The following is an 18,687-nucleotide window of genomic DNA, read 5'->3' as shown; positions in this document are numbered from 1 at the left end:
GATAGAGGAACATGGCCGACCGACTCAACCTGCGTGAACTCAAGAAGCAGCGCACGCGAACAGCTTTGCTGCGCACGGCACTTGAGCTCTTCACGACACAGGGTTTCGACCGGACCACGGTCGACGAGATCGTCGAGGCCTGCGAGGTGTCCCAGCGCACCTTCTTCCGGTACTTCGCGAACAAGGAAGAAGCCGCCTTCGCGGTGCAGGACATGGTGGAGAGCCGCTTCGTCGCCGCTCTGCGCGAACGCCCCGCGGAGGAGAGCCCGTTCGAAGCACTGCGGCACACGGTCCTCGGCACCTGGGACGCGTTGAGCCAGTCCGTGGAGGAGGTCATTCCGGTCGAACTCCACATGCGGACGTACCAATTGATCGAGTCGACGCCCGCCTTGCTGGCCGTTCACCTGCGGCGCTCCATCGAGCTGGAGGAGGAGATCGCACGCGTCATCGCCGAACGGGAGGGCGTGGACGTGGACAGCGACCCACGGCCACGCGTGGCCGTGGCCGCGTTCAGCGGTGTGATGCGTCTGGCCGGACGCCTGTGGGGGGCCGGCGAGGACACCAGCGTCGACGCCATCCGCGCCGTCACGGAGACGTATCTCGATCATCTGACCCCGTCGATCGGCGAGCGCTGGCGACGCACCCGCGCGTGAACGGCGCATAAGCAATGAGATGTGACGCCGGTCGCACTCCCGCGCACACCAGGCACCTCAAACCCCTACACAGAGTGAGGGCCTGACCCCAACTAGGCCCGGTTTTACCCAAATGCACCCCACAACACGTGATCTGCCTCACCCGTTTAACGAGGTCCGTCGCGCTTCTCCTAGGGTGTTCCGCAGTGACTTCCTTCGACTCATCCCCCCAACTGAACGTCTGGCGCGCACTGCTTGCGCTGGCCGTCGTGTTCGTCATGTTGGCGACCACCGGCTGGACCGCGGTGCGCCACCAGCGGGGCGTCGACACGCCGCTCCGATCCGCTCTCAACGCCTGGGACCACGGCCGGATAAACGGGCACGCACTGCCCTCTCACCACGGCTCCCCTACCCGTCTCGGGCACTTCTTCACCTCGCTGACTCCCCACCAGCGTGATCGTCTCGCCCACCGCTACCCCCTCGCGGTCGGCAACATGAACGGCGCTCCCGTAGCGCTGCGTTATCGCGCGAATCGCATCGCGCTGGACCAGGCGCGCGAGGTCGAGCACCAGCGCATGCACGACCAGCGGCTCTCCTCCGCCGGTCATTCCGACGCGCAGCAGAGGATGCGGCGATTCGGGCTCCTGTCCGATCCCGACCGCAAGATCCTCGCCTTCGACCCCATGGGCAGCGGCCGAGTGGCCGAGGTGTTCGGTGATCTCGACCAGGCGCAGCGTGTCTCGGTCGTGGTGCCGGGTGTCGACACGAATGTGCTGACGTTCCAGCGGACGTTCCGCCAGTACTCCGCTCCGGTGGGCATGGCTCGCTCCCTGTACGCCGCCGAGCGCACGAAGAGCCCGCACACCCGCACCGCGGTGATCGCGTGGGCCGACTACACGGCGCCGGCCGGTCTGGGCGTGGACGCCGCCACGGCGATGCGCGCGGACGACGGCGCGGTCCGGCTCAACGCGATGCTGCGCGGGCTGCCCGGCGGTTCGCCGGTCGCCCTGTACTGCCACAGCTACGGCTCCGTGGTCTGCGGCGTCGCGGCACGCGGCCTGCCGTCGCGGGTGAGCGACATCGCGGTGGCCGGCAGTCCCGGAATGCGGGCCCAGAGCGCTTCGGGCCTGCACACCCACGCGCGCGTGTGGGCCATGCGCGACAGGGACGACTGGATCCAGGACGTGCCCTACATGGAGGTGGGCGGCCTCGGCCACGGCGCCGACCCCGTCTCCTCGGGCTTCGGCGCCCGGGTCGTCTCCGCAGGAGATGCCAAGGGCCACACCGGTTACTTCGAGCCCGGCACGGAGAGCCTCAGGAACTTCGCCGAGATCGGAACTGGCTCGTACCGATCGGTGCTGTGTGCCGACTCGGATCTGGACTGCCGGAAGGGATTTTCCGGCGACGTCTCGGCCTGACGCGCGTAGAGAACGGCGAAACAGTGGTCCGACGCAACAGGCGACGGAGGCGGGCATGCCGCATACGATGAGCCGCATGGGTGACGTACTGGCCGGATTTCATGCCGCCTGGGAGTTTCAGTCCGACTCCGTGCGCATCCGCTTCGAACGGGGGATCCGCACGCCGAAGCTCCTTCAGGCGCTGGGCGAACGCCACATCCCTCTGGAAGCGATCGCGGCGGTGACGCTGACACCGGGGAAACGCGGGACCGTGGTGCTCCAAGCCGTCCCGAGACCCGGCGCCGATCCGCTGATGGACGCCGCGGCGGGGCAGCTGAAGGAGAGCAGCGACCCCTATCGGCTCGTGCTGCCCGCCGAGCGGGAGACGCTCGCGGAGTACTACGCGGACGAGCTGCGCGGTCAGCTCGTCGCCGAGCAGGACGTGCGCGGTGACGGCTATCTCGTGGCCCCTCCCGAGGCTCCGCTCCAGTTCAAGGCCTACGACGGCAAGGCCTCCTTCGACGGCTCGTCGGTCTCCTTCCGCTGGTTCTGGACAGGGGCGTCGTCCGCGAAGTGGAAGGCCGGCGACAAGACCTTCCCGATCGGCGATCTGAGTGGCATCGAGTGGCGCTCGCCCGAGCTGTTCGAGGGGCACCTGCGGCTCCTGCACCGTGACATCGCCGGGGAACAGCCGGGGCAGGCCGACCAGGATCCGGCAGCGGTCGTCTTCGGACTCGGCTACGGGCCGGTCCACGAGTCGCTGCCGTTCGCCGCGTCCGTGCTCGCGGCCGTGCGTGCGTCCGGTTCGGCCCCGGCCGCTCCCGGTCAGCCGACAGCTCGGACGACGGTGCCCGCCCGGCGGGATCCGGCGGACATCGCCGACCGGATACGGCACCTCGGCGAGCTGCACCAGGCGGGCCTGGTCACGGACGCGGAGTTCACGACGAAGAAGGCCGAACTGCTCGCCGAGCTGTGACGGCCTGGCCCACAGGCTGACCGTGATACCTGAGTAGGGGGTGCGGTGAGCACCTCGGTATGACGTCACGCGGCGGCGCCGTTGCCTACGCTGAACAGGCCATGAGCACTGCACCGGACTCCCCCGACCAGAGCCCCCGCCCGCCGGAAGACGATCCGGACCGGACGGGCCCCGAGCATGCGGACGATGCGCCGCGACACCGTCTGCGCGAGGGGGTCGCCCGGCTGGCGTCGTTCGGAGCGAGGCTCGCTTCCGCCATCGACGGCGACCGGACGGAGCCGTTGTTGTCCCGCGCACCCCAGCGCTGGGTGCGCATGCTGCCGTATCTGATCATGCTCGGTTTCGTCGCGGTCCTGATCCCGGTCACCACCCAGGTGCTGTCGAACGACTACGGGGTGAGCGGCGGCCTCGCCGGAGCGATCGCGGTCGCCCAGGCGGCACCCCTGCTGCTCGCGGTCACCCGGCCCCTGACCGCCTGGTACATCATGATCGTCGCGGATGTGCTGGGGACGATCCCGCTGCTCCAGGGAGACGCGCACCATCCCTCGCCCTGGACGCCCATGGTCGTCGTGGGATATCTCGCGCTGTGCGTCACGCTGGCCCTGCGGCAGAGCCGGCGCGCGCTCATCGGGATCTGGCTGGTCACCGTCGGCGCCAGCATCGTGGTCGGGCTCTTCCGGGACAGCACCAGTCAGGACACAGGAGTGCTGCTCATCGTCCTGAGCGGTGGTGTGCTGCTGCTGGGCGCCCTGATGCGCGAGCGCGGAGAGGCCCAGCGCAGACTCGTCGAGCAGGAGACGATCAGCGAGGCCGAGCGGACCCGCCGCACACTGCTGGAGGAGCGGGCGAGAATCGCCCGGGAGTTGCACGACGTCGTGGCCCATCACATGTCGGTGATCACCGTGCAGGCGGATTCCGCGCCGTACCGCCTCCAGGGGCTGAACGGCGAGGTGCGCGAGGAGTTCGCTTCGATCGCCGCCGGCGCCCGCGAGTCGCTGACCGAGATGCGGCGCCTGCTGGCGGTGCTGCGCAGCGAGGACACCCAAGGAGATCTGAGGCCTCAGCCCGGCCTCGCTCATCTGCGGCAGCTGGTGGAGGCGACGATACGCGGCGGGGTACCGACCGAGCTGTCGTACCCCGAGCTGACCCTGGTGCGTGAACTCGCCGATGTGTCACCGGCGGTGGACCTCTCCGCCTACCGCATCGTGCAAGAGGCGTTGGCGAACGTGGTGCGGCACGCGCCCGGGGCGCGGGCGCAGATCTCGATCGGGCTCGATGCCGATGCCCTGCTGGTGCTCGTGGTCAACGGCCCCGCCCGGGAACCGGTGGCCCCGCTCGAATCGAGCGGTACGGGACACGGGCTCGTGGGGATGAGCGAGCGCGTACGGTTGGTCGGCGGCACGTTGGACGTGGGCCCGCTGCCCGACGGAGGCTTCCGCGTCGCGGCCCGGCTCCCGCTGACCGCGCCCGGCTCCCCGACGGTGTAAAGGAATTCGGCCCGCATGACCATCCGCGTGATCATCGTCGACGACCAGACCATGGTGCGAGCGGGCTTCGCCGCCCTGCTGTCGGCGCAGAGCGACATCGACGTCGTCGGTGAGGCCCCGGACGGCCGGCAGGGTGTCGAGGTATGCCGCTCCACCCACCCCGACGTGGTCCTCATGGACGTCCGGATGCCGGAGATGGACGGGCTCGCCGCCACACGTGAGCTGCTGAACCCGCCACCCGGCGTGGTGCACCGGCCCAAGGTGCTGATGCTCACGACGTTCGACGTGGACGACTACGTGTACGCGGCGCTGCAGGCCGGTGCCTCCGGCTTTCTGCTGAAGGACGCGCCGCCCACCGATCTCATCGCGGCGGTTCGGGTGGTGGCGGCGGGCGAAGCGCTGCTCGCGCCGACCGTCACCAAGCGGCTCATCGAGGACTTCACGCGGACCAGGCCCGTCCGCAGAGATCGCTCGCCGCAGCTCAAGACCCTGACGCCGCGCGAGCTCGAGGTCCTGGAACTCATCGCGCGCGGCCTGTCCAATCAGGAGATCGCCCAGAAGCTGGTGCTGGCGGAGCAGACCGTGAAGACCCATATCGGGCGTGTGCTCGCCAAGTTGGGGTTGCGCGACCGGGCCCAGGCCGTGATCTTCGCCTACGAGTCGGGGCTCGTCACACCCGGGGAGCAGTAGCCCCCACCCGGAGAGCACCTCGCTCGGAGCCTGCGCGGGGTCCGCACTCGAACCTGGCTCGAAGCACGCTCCTCAACTCTCCCGGTATCACCGCGTCTTGCCCGGTGAGCGGCGCGCACGCCCGGCACCCCCTACTGCGGTACCCCTCATGGATACCCAGGTATCACCTGCAAGTTGGCTCCGTGGTGTGACGTGCCGAGCCAGTCCGAATCCATACCTTCCTCTCGTCAAGCCAGCGAACGAGGGGGAGACGGACGATGGTCCTCAGCTCATGGAAGCGTCGCGGCCGGCGCACTCTGGTCGCCGCCGCGCTCACGACGACGGTGATCACCGGTACCGCGGGGTGGGCATCGGCCCACGAGCAGCGTCCGCTCACCGGCCCGCCGCCGGGTACCGCGTCCTGGCGCGCCGACCACACGCTGCACCTCACGCTGCCGGACCCGGCGACCGCAAGGCCCGCTCAAGTCGCCTCCTTCTTCAGAGGGTTGAGCACCTCCGAGCAGCATGAGCTGGTCGTCCGACATCCCTCGGTCGTCGGCAATCTCGACGGCGTGCCGATCGCCTTGCGCTACGAGGCGAACGCACGGGCGCTGCGCGCCGAGCGCAGCCGGGCCCTCGGCGTCGCGGAGGACACGTCGCGCACGGAGCAGGAACGGTCGAGTGCCCGGGCCCGTGCGGAGCGCTGCGGTGAACTGCTCGCGCCCGAGCGTCACGTCCTGGCCTTCGACCCACGCGGCCGGGGCCAGATCGCCGAGGTGTACGGCGACCTGGGCAAGGCTCGGCACGTGTCGGTGATCGTGCCCGGGTCGGACATCGACCTGGACTCGTTCGACCGGGCCAGGGATCCGTACGGGACCCCTGCCGGAATGGCCCGGGCCCTGTACCGGGCGACGGACGCCCGGACGGCGGTGGTGGCGTGGGCCGGCTACACCACTCCGGTGGGGCTGGGCCCCGACGCCGCCACGGGACGGCTCGCGGAGGCCGGAGCACCGCGGCTGGCCCGCTTCGTGCAGGGCCTCACCGCCGTCGGCGCACCGAAGCCGGCCGTGTTCTGTCACAGCTACGGCTCGGTGGTGTGCGGGCTCGCCGCATCCCGGCTTCCCGCGTCCGACCTGGTGGTGTTCGCCTCGCCGGGGGTGCGCGCGGACAGCGTGGCCGATCTGCACACCCGGGCGCGCGTGTGGGTGGCGCGCGACGACAGCGACTGGATCGCCAAGGTGCCCAACGTCGAGTGGTTCGGCCTCGGGCACGGCGCGGACCCGACCTCCACCTCCTTCGGCGCCCGGCACATACCCGCCGAGAAGGCCGAGGGCCATACCGGCTACTTCGCGCCCGGCACCGACTCCCTGCGCGGCTTCACCGACATCGCCACAGGAGATGCGACATGACGCTCACCTCGCTGCGGACCTCCGTCTCCCGGGCGGTCACCACGATCGACGCCAGGACTCCGGCCCATCGGGACCGGGCGGTGGACGGGCTGCGGGCCCTGGCGCTGCTCGCCGTGCCGATCGGCCACTGGCTCCTCGGCGGCTTCACCCTCGGCTCCGAAGGCGAGCTGCACAATGCCAGCCCGCTGTCCGCCTTCGGCTTCCTCGCCCCTGTGAGCTGGGTGTTGCAGATGCTCGGCATCTTCTTCCTGGTCGGCGGCTATGCCTCGGCACTCTCCTTCCGCCGTGCGCGGGAGCGTGGCACCTCGCGGGCCGAGTGGTTGCGGGGCAGACTCTCCCGCCTGGGCCGGCCGGTGCTGGGTGTGACGGCGATCTGGGCAGGGTTGATCCCGGTGCTCCACGCGCTCGGTGTGCCCTGGCAGACGCTGCGCACCGGTTCGACGCTGGTGATACAGCCGCTGTGGTTCGTCGGGGTCTACGCGGTGATCACCGCGCTCACCCCCTGGTGCGTCCGCGCCGCACGGCGGTTCGGGGCCTGGTCGGCGGCGCCGCTGCTCGGCTCGGTCGCGCTCGTCGACTTCCTGCGGTACGGACCCGCCGCGTCCTCGATGCCGTCCTGGCTGAGCCTGCTGAATCTGCTGCCGGGCTGGATGTTCGCCTATCAACTGGGCATCAGCTGGGGCGAGAAGAGGCTCGGGCGGCGCGGTGCCTGGTTGCTGTTGGCCGGTGGTACGGCCCTGTTCGCGCTGCTGCTCCTCGTCTTCCACTACCCGGCGTCCATGGTCGGCGTCCCGGGCGAGGCACGGACGAACTCGCATCCGCCGTCACTGCTGGTACTGGCCCTGGGAGCCGCGCAGAGCGGCGCCGCGATCCTGCTGCGGGACCGTATCGGCGGGCTGCTTCGGCGGCCCGTGCTGTGGGCGCCGGTCGTGGTGATCAATCTGTCGGCGATGACGATCCTGTGCTGGCACCAGACGGCGATGCTGACGGCGGCGGTCCCGGCGGCCTCGTTCGCCGGGGCGGTTCCGGGGCTGACCACGCCGCCGGACACGCTCGGCTGGATAGCGGCCCGCATGGCGTGGATTCCGTTGTTCGCAGTGGTGCTCGCTCTGACCGGCCGCTATGCGCGGGGCTTCGAGTCGCCGTGGAAGCGGGCGCGCGGAGGGAGCCGGGCGCTGGCCGGGTTGCTGGCCGCAGGGTTCACGGTGTTCGCTCTGGGGCTGGCATGACGGGCCGGGCGCTCGCCGCACCCACCCCGCGACGGCTCCTTCCCCCGCCGCTCTCGCCACTACCGCTCTCCCCGCTGCCGCTCTCGCCACGGCCACCTTCTCCACCGCCGCCCTGTCTTCACTCTCCGAAACTTCCCAGCCCTCCGCGCCCTCCCAGCCCTACGCACCCTCCCGGCCCTCCCGACCTCCCCGGCCCTCCTAAGCTTCCAGGCCCTCCTAAGCTTCCAGGCCCTCCCGGCTCTCCAGGCCCTCCCGGCCATCGAAGCCCTCTAGGCCGAGCCGCCACCCGCATAAAAAGTGATCTTGTGGTCCAGCACGGCCAGGGTGTCCTGGAGTTCGGCCATGCGATGCAGGACGTCGCGGCGGGTCGATTCGAGGAGTTCTCGGCGTTCGTCGAAGGTGTGGTCCCCGAGGCGCACGAGTTCGGCGTAGCGGACCATGTCGGCGACCGGCATGCCGGTGAGCCGGAGCTTGTTGACGAAGGCGAGCCAGTCCAGGTCGCGGTTGCTGTAGCGGCGCTGGCCGGTGTGCGAGCGGTCGACGTCGGGCATCAGACCGATCCGCTCGTACCAGCGCAGGGTGTGTGCGGTCAGTCCGGTGATGGCCGAGACCTCGCTGATGGTGTAGCGGTCCTGACCGTTCGGACGCGGATGCGCGTCGGGGGCCGCCCTGCAGGCGTCGACCCCGGCCTGGGTGGGTGCGGGCGTCGTCTCCATCACCGTCATGGGCCCCACGCTAGAACCTTGGAGTGCACTCCAGGCAAGCAGATCGGGGAGAAATCCGGGGGACAGCGGGACGGCGCCCTGGCTACGGTTTCGATCATGACGTCTGCCCGCCGTGCGGTCCCCGAGGACGCCGAGGAACTGGTGCGCCTGCGCAAGATCATGCTCGACTCGATGAGACCGAGCGACGACGTGGCCTGGCAGGGGCCGGCGCTGGAGACGCTGCGGGTCCAGCTGGCCGATGACGGAGGCGAGTTGACGGCGTTCGTCGTCGACGATCCGAGCGGCTCGGGCCGGCTCGCCGCGTGTGCGGCCGGGATGACCCAGCACGGCCTGGGCGGTCCGGGCAACGCGTCCGGTGTCTCGGCGCACGTCTTCAATGTGTGCACCGACCCGGACCACCGGCGGCGGGGCTACTCGCGTGCCTGTCTGGAGGCGCTGCTGGCCTGCTACAAGGAGCGTGATGTGCGCCGGGTCGAGCTGCTGGCGACGGCGGACGGCGAGCCGCTGTACGCCTCCCTCGGCTTCGCCCGCACTCCGGCACCCGCGATGAGACTGACGCTCTGAATTAGGCTCGGAGGCATGCAGAGCCTCGCGTTGATCGAGAACTGGCCGGTCCCGACCGCCGCCGCAGCCGTCGTCCGTGCGGACGGCGCCGTGCTGGGGGCACACGGGCCCACGGACCACCGTTTCCCCCTGGCCTCGGTCACCAAGCCGTTGGCGGCCTTCGCGGCGCTGGTCGCGTACGAGGAGGGGGCGATCGAGCTCGACGAACCGGCCGGGCCGGAGGGTTCGACGGTGCGGCACCTGCTGGCGCACACCAGTGGGCTGGCCTTCGACGAGCACAGGGTGACGTCGGAGCCGGGGGCGCGGCGGCTGTACTCGAACGCCGGGTTCGAGGTGCTCGGGGATCACATCGCGAAGGCGACGGACATCCCGTTCGCCGAGTATCTGCGGCAGGCCGTGTTCGAGCCGCTGGGGATGACCGCGACGACGCTGGACGGCTCGCCCGCCAAGGACGGGGTGTCGACGGTGGACGACCTGGTGCGGTTCGCCGCCGAGATGCAGGCGCCGCGGCTGCTCGACCCGCGCACCGTGGCCGAGGCGATGACGGTGCAGTATCCGGGGACGAAGGGGGTGCTGCCGGGTTACGGGCATCAGAATCCGAACGACTGGGGGCTCGGCTTCGAGATCCGGGACCACAAGTCGCCGCACTGGACGGGGAGTTCGTCGTCGCCGCGGACGTTCGGTCACTTCGGGCAGTCGGGGACGTTCCTGTGGGTGGACCCGGATGCCGGGGCGGCCTGTGTGGCGCTGACGGACCGGGCGTTCGGGCCGTGGGCGGCAGAGGTGTGGCCGCAGTTCACCGACGCGGTCCGCGCGGAGCTCTGACGGAGGGCCCCGGAGCCTCAGGTCTCAGCTCATCTCCCGCCGGCCCATCTCCCGCCGGCCCATCTCCCGCCGGCCCATCTCCCGTCAGCTCATCTCCCAGATGAGCAGTTGGGTGTCCGTGGCGGCCAGGAGCTCCAGGCCGGTCTCGTCGGTGATGCGGGCCGCGTCGCCGGGGCCCAGTTCGTCCTCGCCGAGGCGTGCGTCGCCCTGGGCCACGTGCAGGTAGACGTGCGGGGCGGTGGGCAGTTCGGCGCGTTCGCCCGCGGTCAGGCGGCGTACGTGGAGCATGGCGCCGGCCTCGGGGACGTCGTACGGGGTGGAGTCGGCGATGCCGTGCACCACCTCGTAGGCGGGCTCGCCGCCGGGGTCGCGGGGGGCCAGCCACATCTGGAGGAAGACCAGGGGCTCTGTGCCGTCGTTGCGTTCGACGTGGCGGACGCCGCCGCCGGAGCTGAGCCGCTGGACGTCGCCGGGGCGCACGACCGACACGTGGCCGGCGGTGTCGCGGTGGGTGAGTTCGCCGGAGACGACCCAGGTGACGATCTCGGTGTGACTGTGGGGGTGTTCGTCGAAGCCCGCGCCGGGAGCCAGCTGTTCCTCGTTGCAGGCGAGGACGGCGCCGAAGCGCAGATTGTCCGGGTCGTAGTGCGGGCCGAAGGAGAACGCGTGGCGGGAGGTGATCCCGGCCCCGGGCTCGCCTCCCGCGTAACGGTCGCCGGAGCGACGTACATCAATCACATACTCCACGGTAGCCGTCCTTTCCCGGCCTCGGTCCCGCTCCGGCCGGACCCTCCACTCCGCTGAGCCGTTCCGATAAGGCAGTCTTGTCCCCGTGCCCCAATCGGAATCAGCGCAGCCCTCAGCGAACGACCCCGTGGACCGCCACCCGGACGTCCACGCGGTCCCTCATCCGCACTCGGCGACCCTGAAGCGTCTGGAGAAGTCGTCCGGGGCGCTGGCCGCGCAGGCCATCACGCGCATGGACGAGACGCTGCCCTGGTACCGGGCCATGCCGCCGGAGAACCGGTCGTGGATCGGGCTCGTGGCGCAGGCCGGTATCGCGGCGTTCACCGAGTGGTTCCGGCACCCCGACGCCCCGCAGGCGATCTCGACCGATGTGTTCGGCACCGCGCCCCGGGAGCTGACGCGGGCCATCACGCTCCGCCAGACCGTGGAGATGGTGCGCACCACCATCGAGGTCATGGAGTCGGCCATCGACGAGGTGGCCGCCCCCGGCGACGAGAGCGTGCTGCGGGAGGCGCTGCTCGTGTACGCGCGGGAGATCGCGTTCGCGACCGCCCAGGTGTACGCCCAGGCGGCCGAGGCGCGGGGCGCCTGGGACGCGCGCCTCGAATCGCTCGTCGTGAACGCCGTGCTGTCCGGGGAGGCCGACGAGGGCGCCGTCAGCCGCGCCGCGGCCCTCGGCTGGAACTCCCCCGAGCATGTCTGCGTCGTGCTCGGCACCGCCCCCGACGGCGACAGCGAGCTGACCGTCGAGGCGATCCGCCGGGCCTCCCGGCACGCCAAGCTCCAGGTGCTCACCGGCGTCCTCGGGGACCGGCTCGTGGTGATCGCGGGCGGCAGCGACAATCCGCTGGCCGTGGCGAAGTCGCTGATCGGGCCGTTCGCGGCCGGGCCCGTGGTCGCCGGGCCCGTCGTCCCCGACCTGCTCGCCGCCACCCGGTCCGCGCAGGCCGCGGCCGCCGGGCTCAAGGCGTGCGGTGCCTGGCAGGACGCGCCGCGCCCGGTTCTCGCGGACGATCTGCTGCCCGAGCGCGCGATCGCGGGCGACCCGTCCGCCCGCGAGCAGTTGGTGGAGGAGATCTACAGACCGTTGGAGGAAGCGGGCTCGGCTCTCCTGGAGACACTCAGTGTCTATCTGGAGCAGGCGAGCAGCCTGGAAGGCGCCGCGCGGATGCTCTTCGTCCACCCGAACACCGTCCGCTACCGGCTCCGACGTGTGACCGACGTCACCGGATGGTCCCCGTCGGACGTCCGCTCGGCGTTCACCTTGCGCATCGCGCTCATCCTGGGACGTCTGGCAGACGGGGATCCCCAGTCGTAGGCTTTTGTCGGGGGCCTACAATTCCGACTTCCGTTCTTCGTCCCTGTCCCCACGGGCGGCCCGCACCGTCCACAAGAGAGAGTGTGAGAGTGCTCGTACTCGTCGCTCCCGGCCAAGGCGCTCAGACGCCCGGCTTCCTGACTCCCTGGCTCGACCTCCCCGGTGCCGCCGACCGCGTCGCCGCGTGGTCCGACGCCATCGGACTCGACCTGGCCCACTACGGCACCCAGGCCGACGCCGACGCGATCCGCGACACCGCCGTGGCCCAGCCGCTGCTCGTCGCGGCCGGAATCCTGTCCGCCTCCGCCCTCGGCGACGTCACGCCGGGCGCCGTCGCGGGGCACAGCGTCGGTGAGTTCACCGCGGCCGCGTTCGCCGGTGTGCTCGACGACGAGGCCGCGCTGCGGCTCGTCCGCACGCGTGGCCTGGCGATGGCCGAGGCCGCCGCGATCACCGCGACCGGCATGTCGGCGCTGCTCGGCGGCGACCCCGAGGTCACGGTCCCGCACCTGGAGAAGCTGGGCCTGACCCCGGCGAACGTGAACGGCGCGGGCCAGATCGTGGCCGCCGGCACCCTCGAGGAGCTGGCCGCGCTGGACGCCGACAAGCCCGAGGGCGTGCGCCGCGTGGTGCCGCTGAAGGTGGCCGGCGCGTTCCACACCCGGCACATGGCCCCGGCCGTGGCCACGCTGGAGGAGGCCGCCAGGGAGCTGTCCCCGGCCGACCCCACGGTCCGCTACGTCTCGAACAAGGACGGGCAGACCGTCGCCACCGGCGCCGAGGTGGTCTCCCGCCTGGTCGGCCAGGTCGCGAACCCGGTCCGCTGGGACCTGTGCATGGAGACGTTCCAGGCGCTCGGCGTCACCGCGCTGATCGAGGTGTGCCCGGGCGGCACCCTCACCGGCATCGCCAAGCGCGCGCTGCCCGGCGTCAAGACCCTCGCCCTGAAGACCCCCGACGACCTCGACGCGGCCCGCGCCCTGATCGCCGAAGCCACCGAAGCAACGGCCTGAGAAGGAGATCCGAGCAGCATGTCGAAGATCAAGCCCAGTAAGGGCGCCCCGTACGCGCGCATCCTCGGTGTCGGTGGCTACCGGCCGACGCGGGTCGTGCCGAACGAGGTGATCCTCGAGAAGATCGACTCGTCCGACGAGTGGATCCGCTCGCGCTCCGGCATCTCCACCCGTCACTGGGCCGGTGACGAGGAGACGGTGGCGATGATGTCCATCGAGGCGTCCGGCAAGGCCATCGCCGACGCGGGCATCGGTCCCGAGCAGATCGGCGCCGTCGTCGTGTCGACCGTCTCGCACTTCGCGCAGACCCCGGCCATCGCCACCGAGATCGCGGACAGGCTGGGCACGCAGAAGGCCGCCGCGTTCGACATCTCCGCCGGCTGCGCGGGCTTCGGCTACGGCCTCACCCTCGCCAAGGGCATGATCGTCGAGGGCAGTGCCGAGTACGTGCTCGTCATCGGCGTGGAGCGGCTCTCCGACCTGACCGACCTGGAGGACCGCGCGACGGCCTTCCTGTTCGGCGACGGCGCCGGTGCCGTGATCGTCGGCCCGTCCCAGGAGCCCGCGATCGGCCCGACCGTGTGGGGCTCCGAGGGCGACAAGGCCGGCACCATCAAGCAGACCGTGTCCTGGGACAAGTTCCGCATCGGCGACGTCTCCCAGCTGCCCCTGGACTCCGAGGGCAACGTCAAGTTCCCTGCGATCACGCAGGAGGGCCAGGCGGTGTTCCGCTGGGCCGTGTTCGAGATGGCGAAGGTCGCCCAGCAGGCGCTGGACGCGGCCGGGATCAGCCCGGACGACCTGGATGTCTTCATTCCCCACCAGGCCAACGAGCGGATCATCGACTCGATGGTGAAGACTCTCAAACTGCCGGAGCACGTCACGGTCGCCCGTGACGTCCGCACCACCGGCAACACCTCGGCCGCCTCGATCCCGCTCGCGATGGAGCGGCTCCTGGCGACCGGCGAAGCGAAGAGCGGCGACACCGCGCTCGTCATCGGCTTCGGGGCGGGTCTCGTTTACGCCGCCACGGTCGTTACCCTCCCCTAGGCATCCCGTACGGATCTCTCGATCCGTGCAGATACCGCCACACCCTCTGGAAACACACCGAAGGAGCGCCACAATGGCCGCCACCGAGAAGGAGATCGTCGACGGTCTCGCTGAGATCGTCAACGAGATCGCCGGCATCCCCACCGAGGACGTCCAGCTGGACAAGTCCTTCACCGACGACCTGGACGTCGACTCGCTGTCCATGGTCGAGGTCGTCGTCGCCGCCGAAGAGCGCTTCGACGTCAAGATCCCCGACGACGACGTCAAGAACCTGAAGACCGTCGGCGACGCCACGAAGTACATCCTCGACCACCAGGCCTGAGCCACAAGCCTCAGACCATAAGGTCAGTCGCTCCGCCACCCGGCGGTGGCGCCGCTGAATCCCTCGCATCCGTTGGAGAAAGAATTCCTGTGAGCCCGACCAATCGCACCGTGGTCGTCACCGGTATCGGCGCAACCACACCGCTGGGTGGCGACGCGACATCCACCTGGGAGGGCCTGGTCGCCGGACGTTCCGGTGTCAAGCCCCTCGAGCAGGAGTGGGCCGCCGAGCAGGCGGTCCGTATCGCGGCCCCGGCCGCCGTGGACCCGAGCGAGGTCATTCCTCGCCCGCAGGCCCGCAAGCTGGACCGTTCCGCGCAGTTCGCACTGATCGCCGCCAAGGAGGCGTGGGCCGACGCAGGCTTCACCGCCAAGGCCGGCGAGGACGAGAGTGTCGACCCCGACCGGCTCGGCGCCGTCATCGCGTCCGGCATCGGCGGTGTCACCACGCTGCTCGACCAGTACGACGTGCTGAAGGAGAAGGGCGTCCGCCGCGTCTCCCCGCACACCGTGCCGATGCTGATGCCCAACGGCCCCTCGGCCAACGTGGGCCTTCTCGTGGGCGCCCGGGCGGGCGTGCACACGCCGGTCTCCGCCTGCGCGTCGGGCGCCGAGGCCATCGGCTACGGCATCGAGATGATCCGCACCGGCCGCGCCGACGTCGTCATCTGCGGTGGCACCGAGGCGGCGATCCACCCGCTGCCCATCGCCGCGTTCGGCAACATGATGGCGATGTCCAAGAACAACGACGACCCGCAGGGTGCCTCGCGCCCCTACGACACCGCCCGGGACGGCTTCGTCCTCGGTGAGGGCGCCGGCGTCATCGTGCTGGAGTCCGCCGAGCACGCCGCCGCGCGCGGCGCCCGCGTGTACGCGGAGGCGGTCGGCCAGGGCATCTCCGCCGACAGCCACGACATCGTGCAGCCGGAGCCGGAGGGCCGCGGCATCGCGCACGCCCTGCAGAACCTGCTGGAGAACACCGACCTGGACCCGGCCGAGATCGTGCACGTCAACGCGCACGCGACGTCGACGCCCGCCGGTGACGTCGCCGAGCTGAAGGCGCTGCGCAAGGTGTTCGGCGACGACGCCGACCACTTCGCCGTCTCCGCCACCAAGTCCATGACCGGGCACCTGCTCGGTGGGGCCGGTGGTGTCGAGACCGTGGCGTCGGTGCTGGCGCTGTACAACCGGCTGGCGCCGCCGACCATCAACGTGGAGAACCTCGACCCCGAGGCCGAGGCTGCCGCCGACATCGTGCGCGGTGAGGCGCGGAAGCTGCCCGTCGACGGGCGGATCGCCGCGCTGAACGACTCGTTCGGGTTCGGTGGGCACAACGTGGTGCTGGCGTTCCGGTCGGTCTGACGTTCTGCCGCTCCGCTGAACTGGAAGTGGGCCCGCCCGGGGTTTCCCGGGCGGGCCCACTTTTTGCGCCTCAGCGGGGGGGGGGCGGGGGCGTCTCGCGGGTGGCGGTCGTACGTGGTTGAGCGCGCAGTTCCCCGCGCCCCTGGCGGCGATGACCTCGCCGGGGACAAACGCACCCCTGCGCCGCGACCAGCCCGCCCCGGACCGAAAGGTCAGACCACCTGGTGGAGCCAGCGGACCGGGGCGCCCTCGCCCGCGTAGCGGAAAGGCTCCAGTTCGTCGTCCCAGGGCTTGCCGAGGAGGCGGGCGAGTTCTGATTCGAGGTGGGCCTCGCCGGCCTGGGAGCGGGCCAGAGCGGCGCGCAGACGGTCCTCCGGGACGAGGATGTCGCCGTGGATGCCGGTGACGGCGTGGAAGATGCCGAGTTCGGGGGTGGCGCTGTAGCGCTCGCCCTCGGCGGCCGCGCAGGGCTCGGCCGTCACCTCGAAGCGCAGCAGCTGCCAGCCGCGCAGCGCGGACGCCAGCTTCGCGGCCGTACCGGCCTCACCGCGCCAGGAGAACTCCGATCTCCAGGTGCCCGGCGCCGCGGGCTGCCGGATCCAGTCGAGGCTGACGCGCGCGCCGAGAACGCCCGCGACCGCCCATTCGACGTGCGGGCACAGCGCGCGCGGTGCGGAGTGCACGTACAGAACTCCACGTGTCGTCACCGGGACCTCCAGTGTGGGTCGAGGTTCGCCTTCCCCAGCGGCCTCGCGCCCGTGCCGAGCCTTCTTCCCTCGCGCCCGAACCGAGAGGTCCAGACAAAAAGGGACACATCTGACGTGTTGTAATTTAGCGGAACCGGTACAGCGGAGTCTCACCGGGTCGACCGGGGACCCCGTGGCGAGGCTATCGCGCAGCGGTGCAAGGAGTGTGACGTACTGTCGGTCCGGGGGCACGCAAACGCCGACCTTTCACCCGGCGGGACGCACCGGTCAGTCTTGGAGGGCCCACGGAATGCGAAAGCCACGTCATCGGTCGACCGCCGTTCGGGCGATGATCACCACCGTGACGGCCGTCGCACTGGGTGCCGTGGGTCTCACCGCTTGCGACGGCTCGGGGAGCAACTCCCCCGGTCCCGAGGGTTCCGTCTCCGCCGCGAAGCCGTCGCCGAAGCCCACTCCGACGTGGGACACGAGTCCGCGGTCGGTCGCCGCCGTGGGCGATTCGATCACCCGGGGCTTCGACGCGTGCGGTGTGCTGTCCGACTGCCCCGAGGTGTCCTGGGCGACCGGCACGGACAAGGACGTCGACAGTCTCGCCGTACGGCTGCTGGGCAGGACCGGCGCCGCGAAGCACAGCTGGAACTACGCGCGCACCGGGGCGCGGATGGCGGATCTGCCGGGGCAGATGGCGCGGGCCGCGGCCGAGCGGCCGCAGTTGGTGACGGTGATGGCCGGGGCCAACGACGCGTGCCGGGACAGCGCCGACGACATGACCCCGCCGGCCGCCTTCCGCGCCGACTTCACGGACGCGCTGCGGCAGTTGCGCCGGACGGTGCCCAAGGCGCAGGTGTACGTGATGAGCGTGCCGGACCTGAAGCGGCTGTGGTCGCAGGGCCGCCAGAACCCGCTGGGCAAGCAGGTGTGGAAGCTGGGCATCTGCTCGTCGATGCTGGCCGATCCCGACGCGGTGGACGCGGCGGCGACCGCCCGGCGCGGTGCGGTGCAGCGGCGCGTGCAGGAGTACAACCAGGTGCTCAAGGACGTGTGCGCCGACGACAAGCGGTGCCGGTACGACGACGGCGCCGTCTTCGGCTACCGCTTCGGGCAGGGGCAGTTGAGCCAGTGGGACTGGTTCCACCCGAGTGTGAACGGGCAGGCGCGGCTCGCGGAGATCGCGTACCGCGGAGTGACCGCCGAGGAGCCTGTCGGCTGAGGGTGCGGGGCGCGGGCGTAGGGTCTCGATCATGCGCAGTGAACTCTTCGGCACCCTGGCCGACGGCAGCGACGACAGCGGCCCGATCGACGTCCACCGGTGGGTCCTGGAACGGGACGGGGTGCGGGTACGCGTCCTGACGTACGGGGGCATCGTGCAGTCGGTGGAGGTGCCCGACCGGGCGGGCGGCGTCGCCGACATCGTGCTCGGTTTCCCGGACCTCGCCGGGTATCTGGCCCACCCCGAGCCGTACTTGGGCGCGCTGGTCGGACGGTACGCGAACCGGATCGCGGACGGCCGCTTCACCCTCGACGGGCAGGAGTACCGGCTGGCCGCGAACAACGCGCCGAACGCCCTGCACGGCGGCGAGCGCGGCTTCGACAAGCGCGTGTGGGCGGCCGAGCCCGCCGGGGAGCACGGCGTACGGCTCAGCCGGGTGTCGCCGGACGGCGAGGAGGGCTACCCGGGGCGCCTGGAGGTGTCGGTGACGTACGCGCTGGAGGCCGGCGGCGCGCTGCGGATCTCGTACGAGGCGGTCACGGACGCGCCGACCCTGGTGAACCTCACCAATCACACGTACTGGAACCTGGGCGGGGCCGGTTCGGGGAGCGCGGCGGGCGGGCACGAGGTGCGGATCGACGCCGGGCGGGTGAGCGTCGTCGACGACACACTGATCCCGACCGGGGAGCTGCGGCCGGTGGACGGTACGCCGTTCGACCTGCGGGAGGGCCGGAAGGCCGGGCCCGGGTTCGACCACAACTACGTACTCGACAAGGGTGCCGGGGAGACGGCCGTGGAGGTCGCCGAGGTGTTCGACCCGGCGTCCGGGCGGGTGCTGAGCGTGGCCACGACCGAACCGGGGCTGCAGTTCTACACGGCCGATCACTTCGACCCGTCGCTGCCGTTCGCGCCCGGCGACGGGATCGCGCTGGAGACGCAGCACTTCCCCGACTCGCCGAACCGCCCGGAGTTCCCGTCCACCGTGCTGCGGCCGGGCGAGGTGTACCGGTCGGAGACGGTGTACGGGTTCGGGGTGCGTTAGAAGC

General features: G+C 70.9%; 19 protein-coding genes. 16 read left to right on the top strand and 3 right to left on the bottom strand.

The genetic code is table 11. From position 1 onward, the window contains the following. Nucleotides 1–11: 11 nt before the first annotated feature. The 7 genes from ABT127_RS04295 to ABT127_RS04265 all read left to right on the top strand — a co-directional run bounded on the left by ABT127_RS04295 (nt 12) and on the right by ABT127_RS04265 (nt 7,799). Nucleotides 12–653, top strand: a complete 642-nt coding sequence (locus ABT127_RS04295; RefSeq protein ID WP_351444401.1) for a TetR family transcriptional regulator — start codon at nt 12–14, stop codon at nt 651–653. 185 nt (nt 654–838) lie between these two features. Further along, complete coding sequence (locus ABT127_RS04290) at nt 839–2,050, top strand: alpha/beta hydrolase (protein ID WP_351444399.1); 1,212 nt, start codon at nt 839–841, stop codon at nt 2,048–2,050. Nucleotides 2,051–2,126: 76 nt separating this feature from the next. After that, on the top strand, nt 2,127–3,005 hold the full coding sequence (locus tag ABT127_RS04285) for a DUF4429 domain-containing protein (protein ID WP_351444398.1): 879 nt from the start codon (nt 2,127–2,129) through the stop codon (nt 3,003–3,005). Nucleotides 3,006–3,106: 101 nt separating this feature from the next. Continuing rightward, entirely contained in the window at nt 3,107–4,492 is a 1,386-nt protein-coding gene (locus ABT127_RS04280; RefSeq protein WP_351444396.1) for a sensor histidine kinase, read from the top strand. Nucleotides 4,493–4,507: 15 nt separating this feature from the next. Continuing rightward, on the top strand, nt 4,508–5,182 hold the full coding sequence (locus ABT127_RS04275; RefSeq protein WP_351444395.1) for a response regulator: 675 nt from the start codon (nt 4,508–4,510) through the stop codon (nt 5,180–5,182). Between the two features lie 257 nt (nt 5,183–5,439). After that, on the top strand, nt 5,440–6,570 hold the full coding sequence (locus ABT127_RS04270; RefSeq protein ID WP_351444394.1) for an alpha/beta hydrolase: 1,131 nt from the start codon (nt 5,440–5,442) through the stop codon (nt 6,568–6,570). Then, nucleotides 6,567–7,799: an acyltransferase family protein gene (locus ABT127_RS04265; protein ID WP_351444393.1), complete on the top strand. Its 1,233-nt coding sequence runs from the start codon at nt 6,567–6,569 to the stop codon at nt 7,797–7,799. The genes ABT127_RS04270 and ABT127_RS04265 overlap by 4 nt, the downstream gene beginning before the upstream one ends. A 269-nt stretch (nt 7,800–8,068) precedes the next feature. Here ABT127_RS04265 and ABT127_RS04260 read toward each other — a convergent pair whose 3' ends face one another. After that, nucleotides 8,069–8,524 (bottom strand): MerR family transcriptional regulator, encoded by a 456-nt coding sequence (locus ABT127_RS04260; RefSeq protein ID WP_351444392.1) that lies wholly within the window; start codon nt 8,522–8,524, stop codon nt 8,069–8,071. A gap of 96 nt (nt 8,525–8,620) precedes the next feature. Here ABT127_RS04260 and ABT127_RS04255 point away from each other — a divergent pair, with 96 nt between their 5' ends. After that, nucleotides 8,621–9,088, top strand: coding sequence for a GNAT family N-acetyltransferase (locus tag ABT127_RS04255; RefSeq protein WP_351444391.1), 468 nt, complete (start codon nt 8,621–8,623; stop codon nt 9,086–9,088). 15 nt (nt 9,089–9,103) lie between these two features. Further along, entirely contained in the window at nt 9,104–9,913 is an 810-nt protein-coding gene (locus ABT127_RS04250) for a serine hydrolase domain-containing protein (RefSeq protein WP_351444390.1), read from the top strand. Between the two features lie 84 nt (nt 9,914–9,997). On the opposite strand, the gene ABT127_RS04245 is transcribed toward ABT127_RS04250, so the two are convergent. Continuing rightward, on the bottom strand, nt 9,998–10,660 hold the full coding sequence (locus ABT127_RS04245; protein ID WP_351444389.1) for a pirin family protein: 663 nt from the start codon (nt 10,658–10,660) through the stop codon (nt 9,998–10,000). Between the two features lie 127 nt (nt 10,661–10,787). Here ABT127_RS04245 and fasR point away from each other — a divergent pair, with 127 nt between their 5' ends. The 5 genes from fasR to ABT127_RS04220 all read left to right on the top strand — a co-directional run bounded on the left by fasR (nt 10,788) and on the right by ABT127_RS04220 (nt 15,724). Next, the gene (gene fasR, locus ABT127_RS04240) at nt 10,788–11,978 is read left to right on the top strand and encodes a fatty acid biosynthesis transcriptional regulator FasR (RefSeq protein ID WP_351444388.1); all 1,191 of its coding nucleotides are present in this window, start codon (nt 10,788–10,790) and stop codon (nt 11,976–11,978) included. Nucleotides 11,979–12,067: 89 nt separating this feature from the next. Then, nucleotides 12,068–12,991 carry an ACP S-malonyltransferase gene (locus ABT127_RS04235; RefSeq protein WP_351444387.1) on the top strand — a complete coding sequence of 308 codons (924 nt, stop codon included), beginning with the start codon at nt 12,068–12,070 and terminating at the stop codon, nt 12,989–12,991. Nucleotides 12,992–13,009: 18 nt separating this feature from the next. After that, on the top strand, nt 13,010–14,041 hold the full coding sequence (locus ABT127_RS04230; protein ID WP_351444386.1) for a ketoacyl-ACP synthase III: 1,032 nt from the start codon (nt 13,010–13,012) through the stop codon (nt 14,039–14,041). Nucleotides 14,042–14,114: 73 nt separating this feature from the next. Next, nucleotides 14,115–14,363, top strand: a complete 249-nt coding sequence (locus tag ABT127_RS04225; protein WP_111662126.1) for an acyl carrier protein — start codon at nt 14,115–14,117, stop codon at nt 14,361–14,363. Between the two features lie 89 nt (nt 14,364–14,452). Next, nucleotides 14,453–15,724, top strand: coding sequence for a beta-ketoacyl-[acyl-carrier-protein] synthase family protein (locus tag ABT127_RS04220; protein WP_351444385.1), 1,272 nt, complete (start codon nt 14,453–14,455; stop codon nt 15,722–15,724). Between the two features lie 212 nt (nt 15,725–15,936). On the opposite strand, the gene ABT127_RS04215 is transcribed toward ABT127_RS04220, so the two are convergent. Further along, nucleotides 15,937–16,431, bottom strand: a complete 495-nt coding sequence (locus tag ABT127_RS04215; RefSeq protein ID WP_351444384.1) for a DUF3145 domain-containing protein — start codon at nt 16,429–16,431, stop codon at nt 15,937–15,939. A 289-nt stretch (nt 16,432–16,720) separates the two neighbouring features. On the opposite strand from ABT127_RS04215, the gene ABT127_RS04210 reads away from it, so the two are divergent. Together ABT127_RS04210 and ABT127_RS04205 are read left to right on the top strand one after the other, a co-directional pair. Continuing rightward, entirely contained in the window at nt 16,721–17,641 is a 921-nt protein-coding gene (locus tag ABT127_RS04210; RefSeq protein ID WP_502971626.1) for an SGNH/GDSL hydrolase family protein, read from the top strand. A 31-nt stretch (nt 17,642–17,672) separates the two neighbouring features. After that, nucleotides 17,673–18,683, top strand: coding sequence for an aldose epimerase family protein (locus ABT127_RS04205; RefSeq protein ID WP_351444382.1), 1,011 nt, complete (start codon nt 17,673–17,675; stop codon nt 18,681–18,683). The last annotated feature ends 4 nt before the right edge of the window (nt 18,684–18,687 follow it).

Source organism: Streptomyces sp. NPDC001904 (genome assembly GCF_040297005.1).
GTDB lineage: Bacteria > Actinomycetota > Actinomycetes > Streptomycetales > Streptomycetaceae > Streptomyces.
This window is presented reverse-complemented; position numbering and strand designations above follow the sequence as displayed.

Excerpts from the sequence above, each read along its gene's own strand:
- ABT127_RS04295 (WP_351444401.1), top strand. The coding sequence starts at position 12 with ATGGCCGACCGACTCAACCTGCGTGAACTCAAGAAGCAGCGCACGCGA.
- ABT127_RS04285 (WP_351444398.1), top strand. The coding sequence starts at position 2,127 with ATGGGTGACGTACTGGCCGGATTTCATGCCGCCTGGGAGTTTCAGTCC.
- ABT127_RS04280 (WP_351444396.1), top strand. The coding sequence starts at position 3,107 with ATGAGCACTGCACCGGACTCCCCCGACCAGAGCCCCCGCCCGCCGGAA.
- ABT127_RS04275 (WP_351444395.1), top strand. The coding sequence starts at position 4,508 with ATGACCATCCGCGTGATCATCGTCGACGACCAGACCATGGTGCGAGCG.
- ABT127_RS04270 (WP_351444394.1), top strand. The coding sequence starts at position 5,440 with ATGGTCCTCAGCTCATGGAAGCGTCGCGGCCGGCGCACTCTGGTCGCC.
- ABT127_RS04265 (WP_351444393.1), top strand. The coding sequence starts at position 6,567 with ATGACGCTCACCTCGCTGCGGACCTCCGTCTCCCGGGCGGTCACCACG.
- ABT127_RS04260 (WP_351444392.1), bottom strand. The coding sequence starts at position 8,524 with ATGACGGTGATGGAGACGACGCCCGCACCCACCCAGGCCGGGGTCGAC.
- ABT127_RS04255 (WP_351444391.1), top strand. The coding sequence starts at position 8,621 with ATGACGTCTGCCCGCCGTGCGGTCCCCGAGGACGCCGAGGAACTGGTG.
- ABT127_RS04250 (WP_351444390.1), top strand. The coding sequence starts at position 9,104 with ATGCAGAGCCTCGCGTTGATCGAGAACTGGCCGGTCCCGACCGCCGCC.
- ABT127_RS04230 (WP_351444386.1), top strand. The coding sequence starts at position 13,010 with ATGTCGAAGATCAAGCCCAGTAAGGGCGCCCCGTACGCGCGCATCCTC.
- ABT127_RS04225 (WP_111662126.1), top strand. The coding sequence starts at position 14,115 with ATGGCCGCCACCGAGAAGGAGATCGTCGACGGTCTCGCTGAGATCGTC.
- ABT127_RS04210 (WP_502971626.1), top strand. The coding sequence starts at position 16,721 with ATGCGAAAGCCACGTCATCGGTCGACCGCCGTTCGGGCGATGATCACC.
- ABT127_RS04205 (WP_351444382.1), top strand. The coding sequence starts at position 17,673 with ATGCGCAGTGAACTCTTCGGCACCCTGGCCGACGGCAGCGACGACAGC.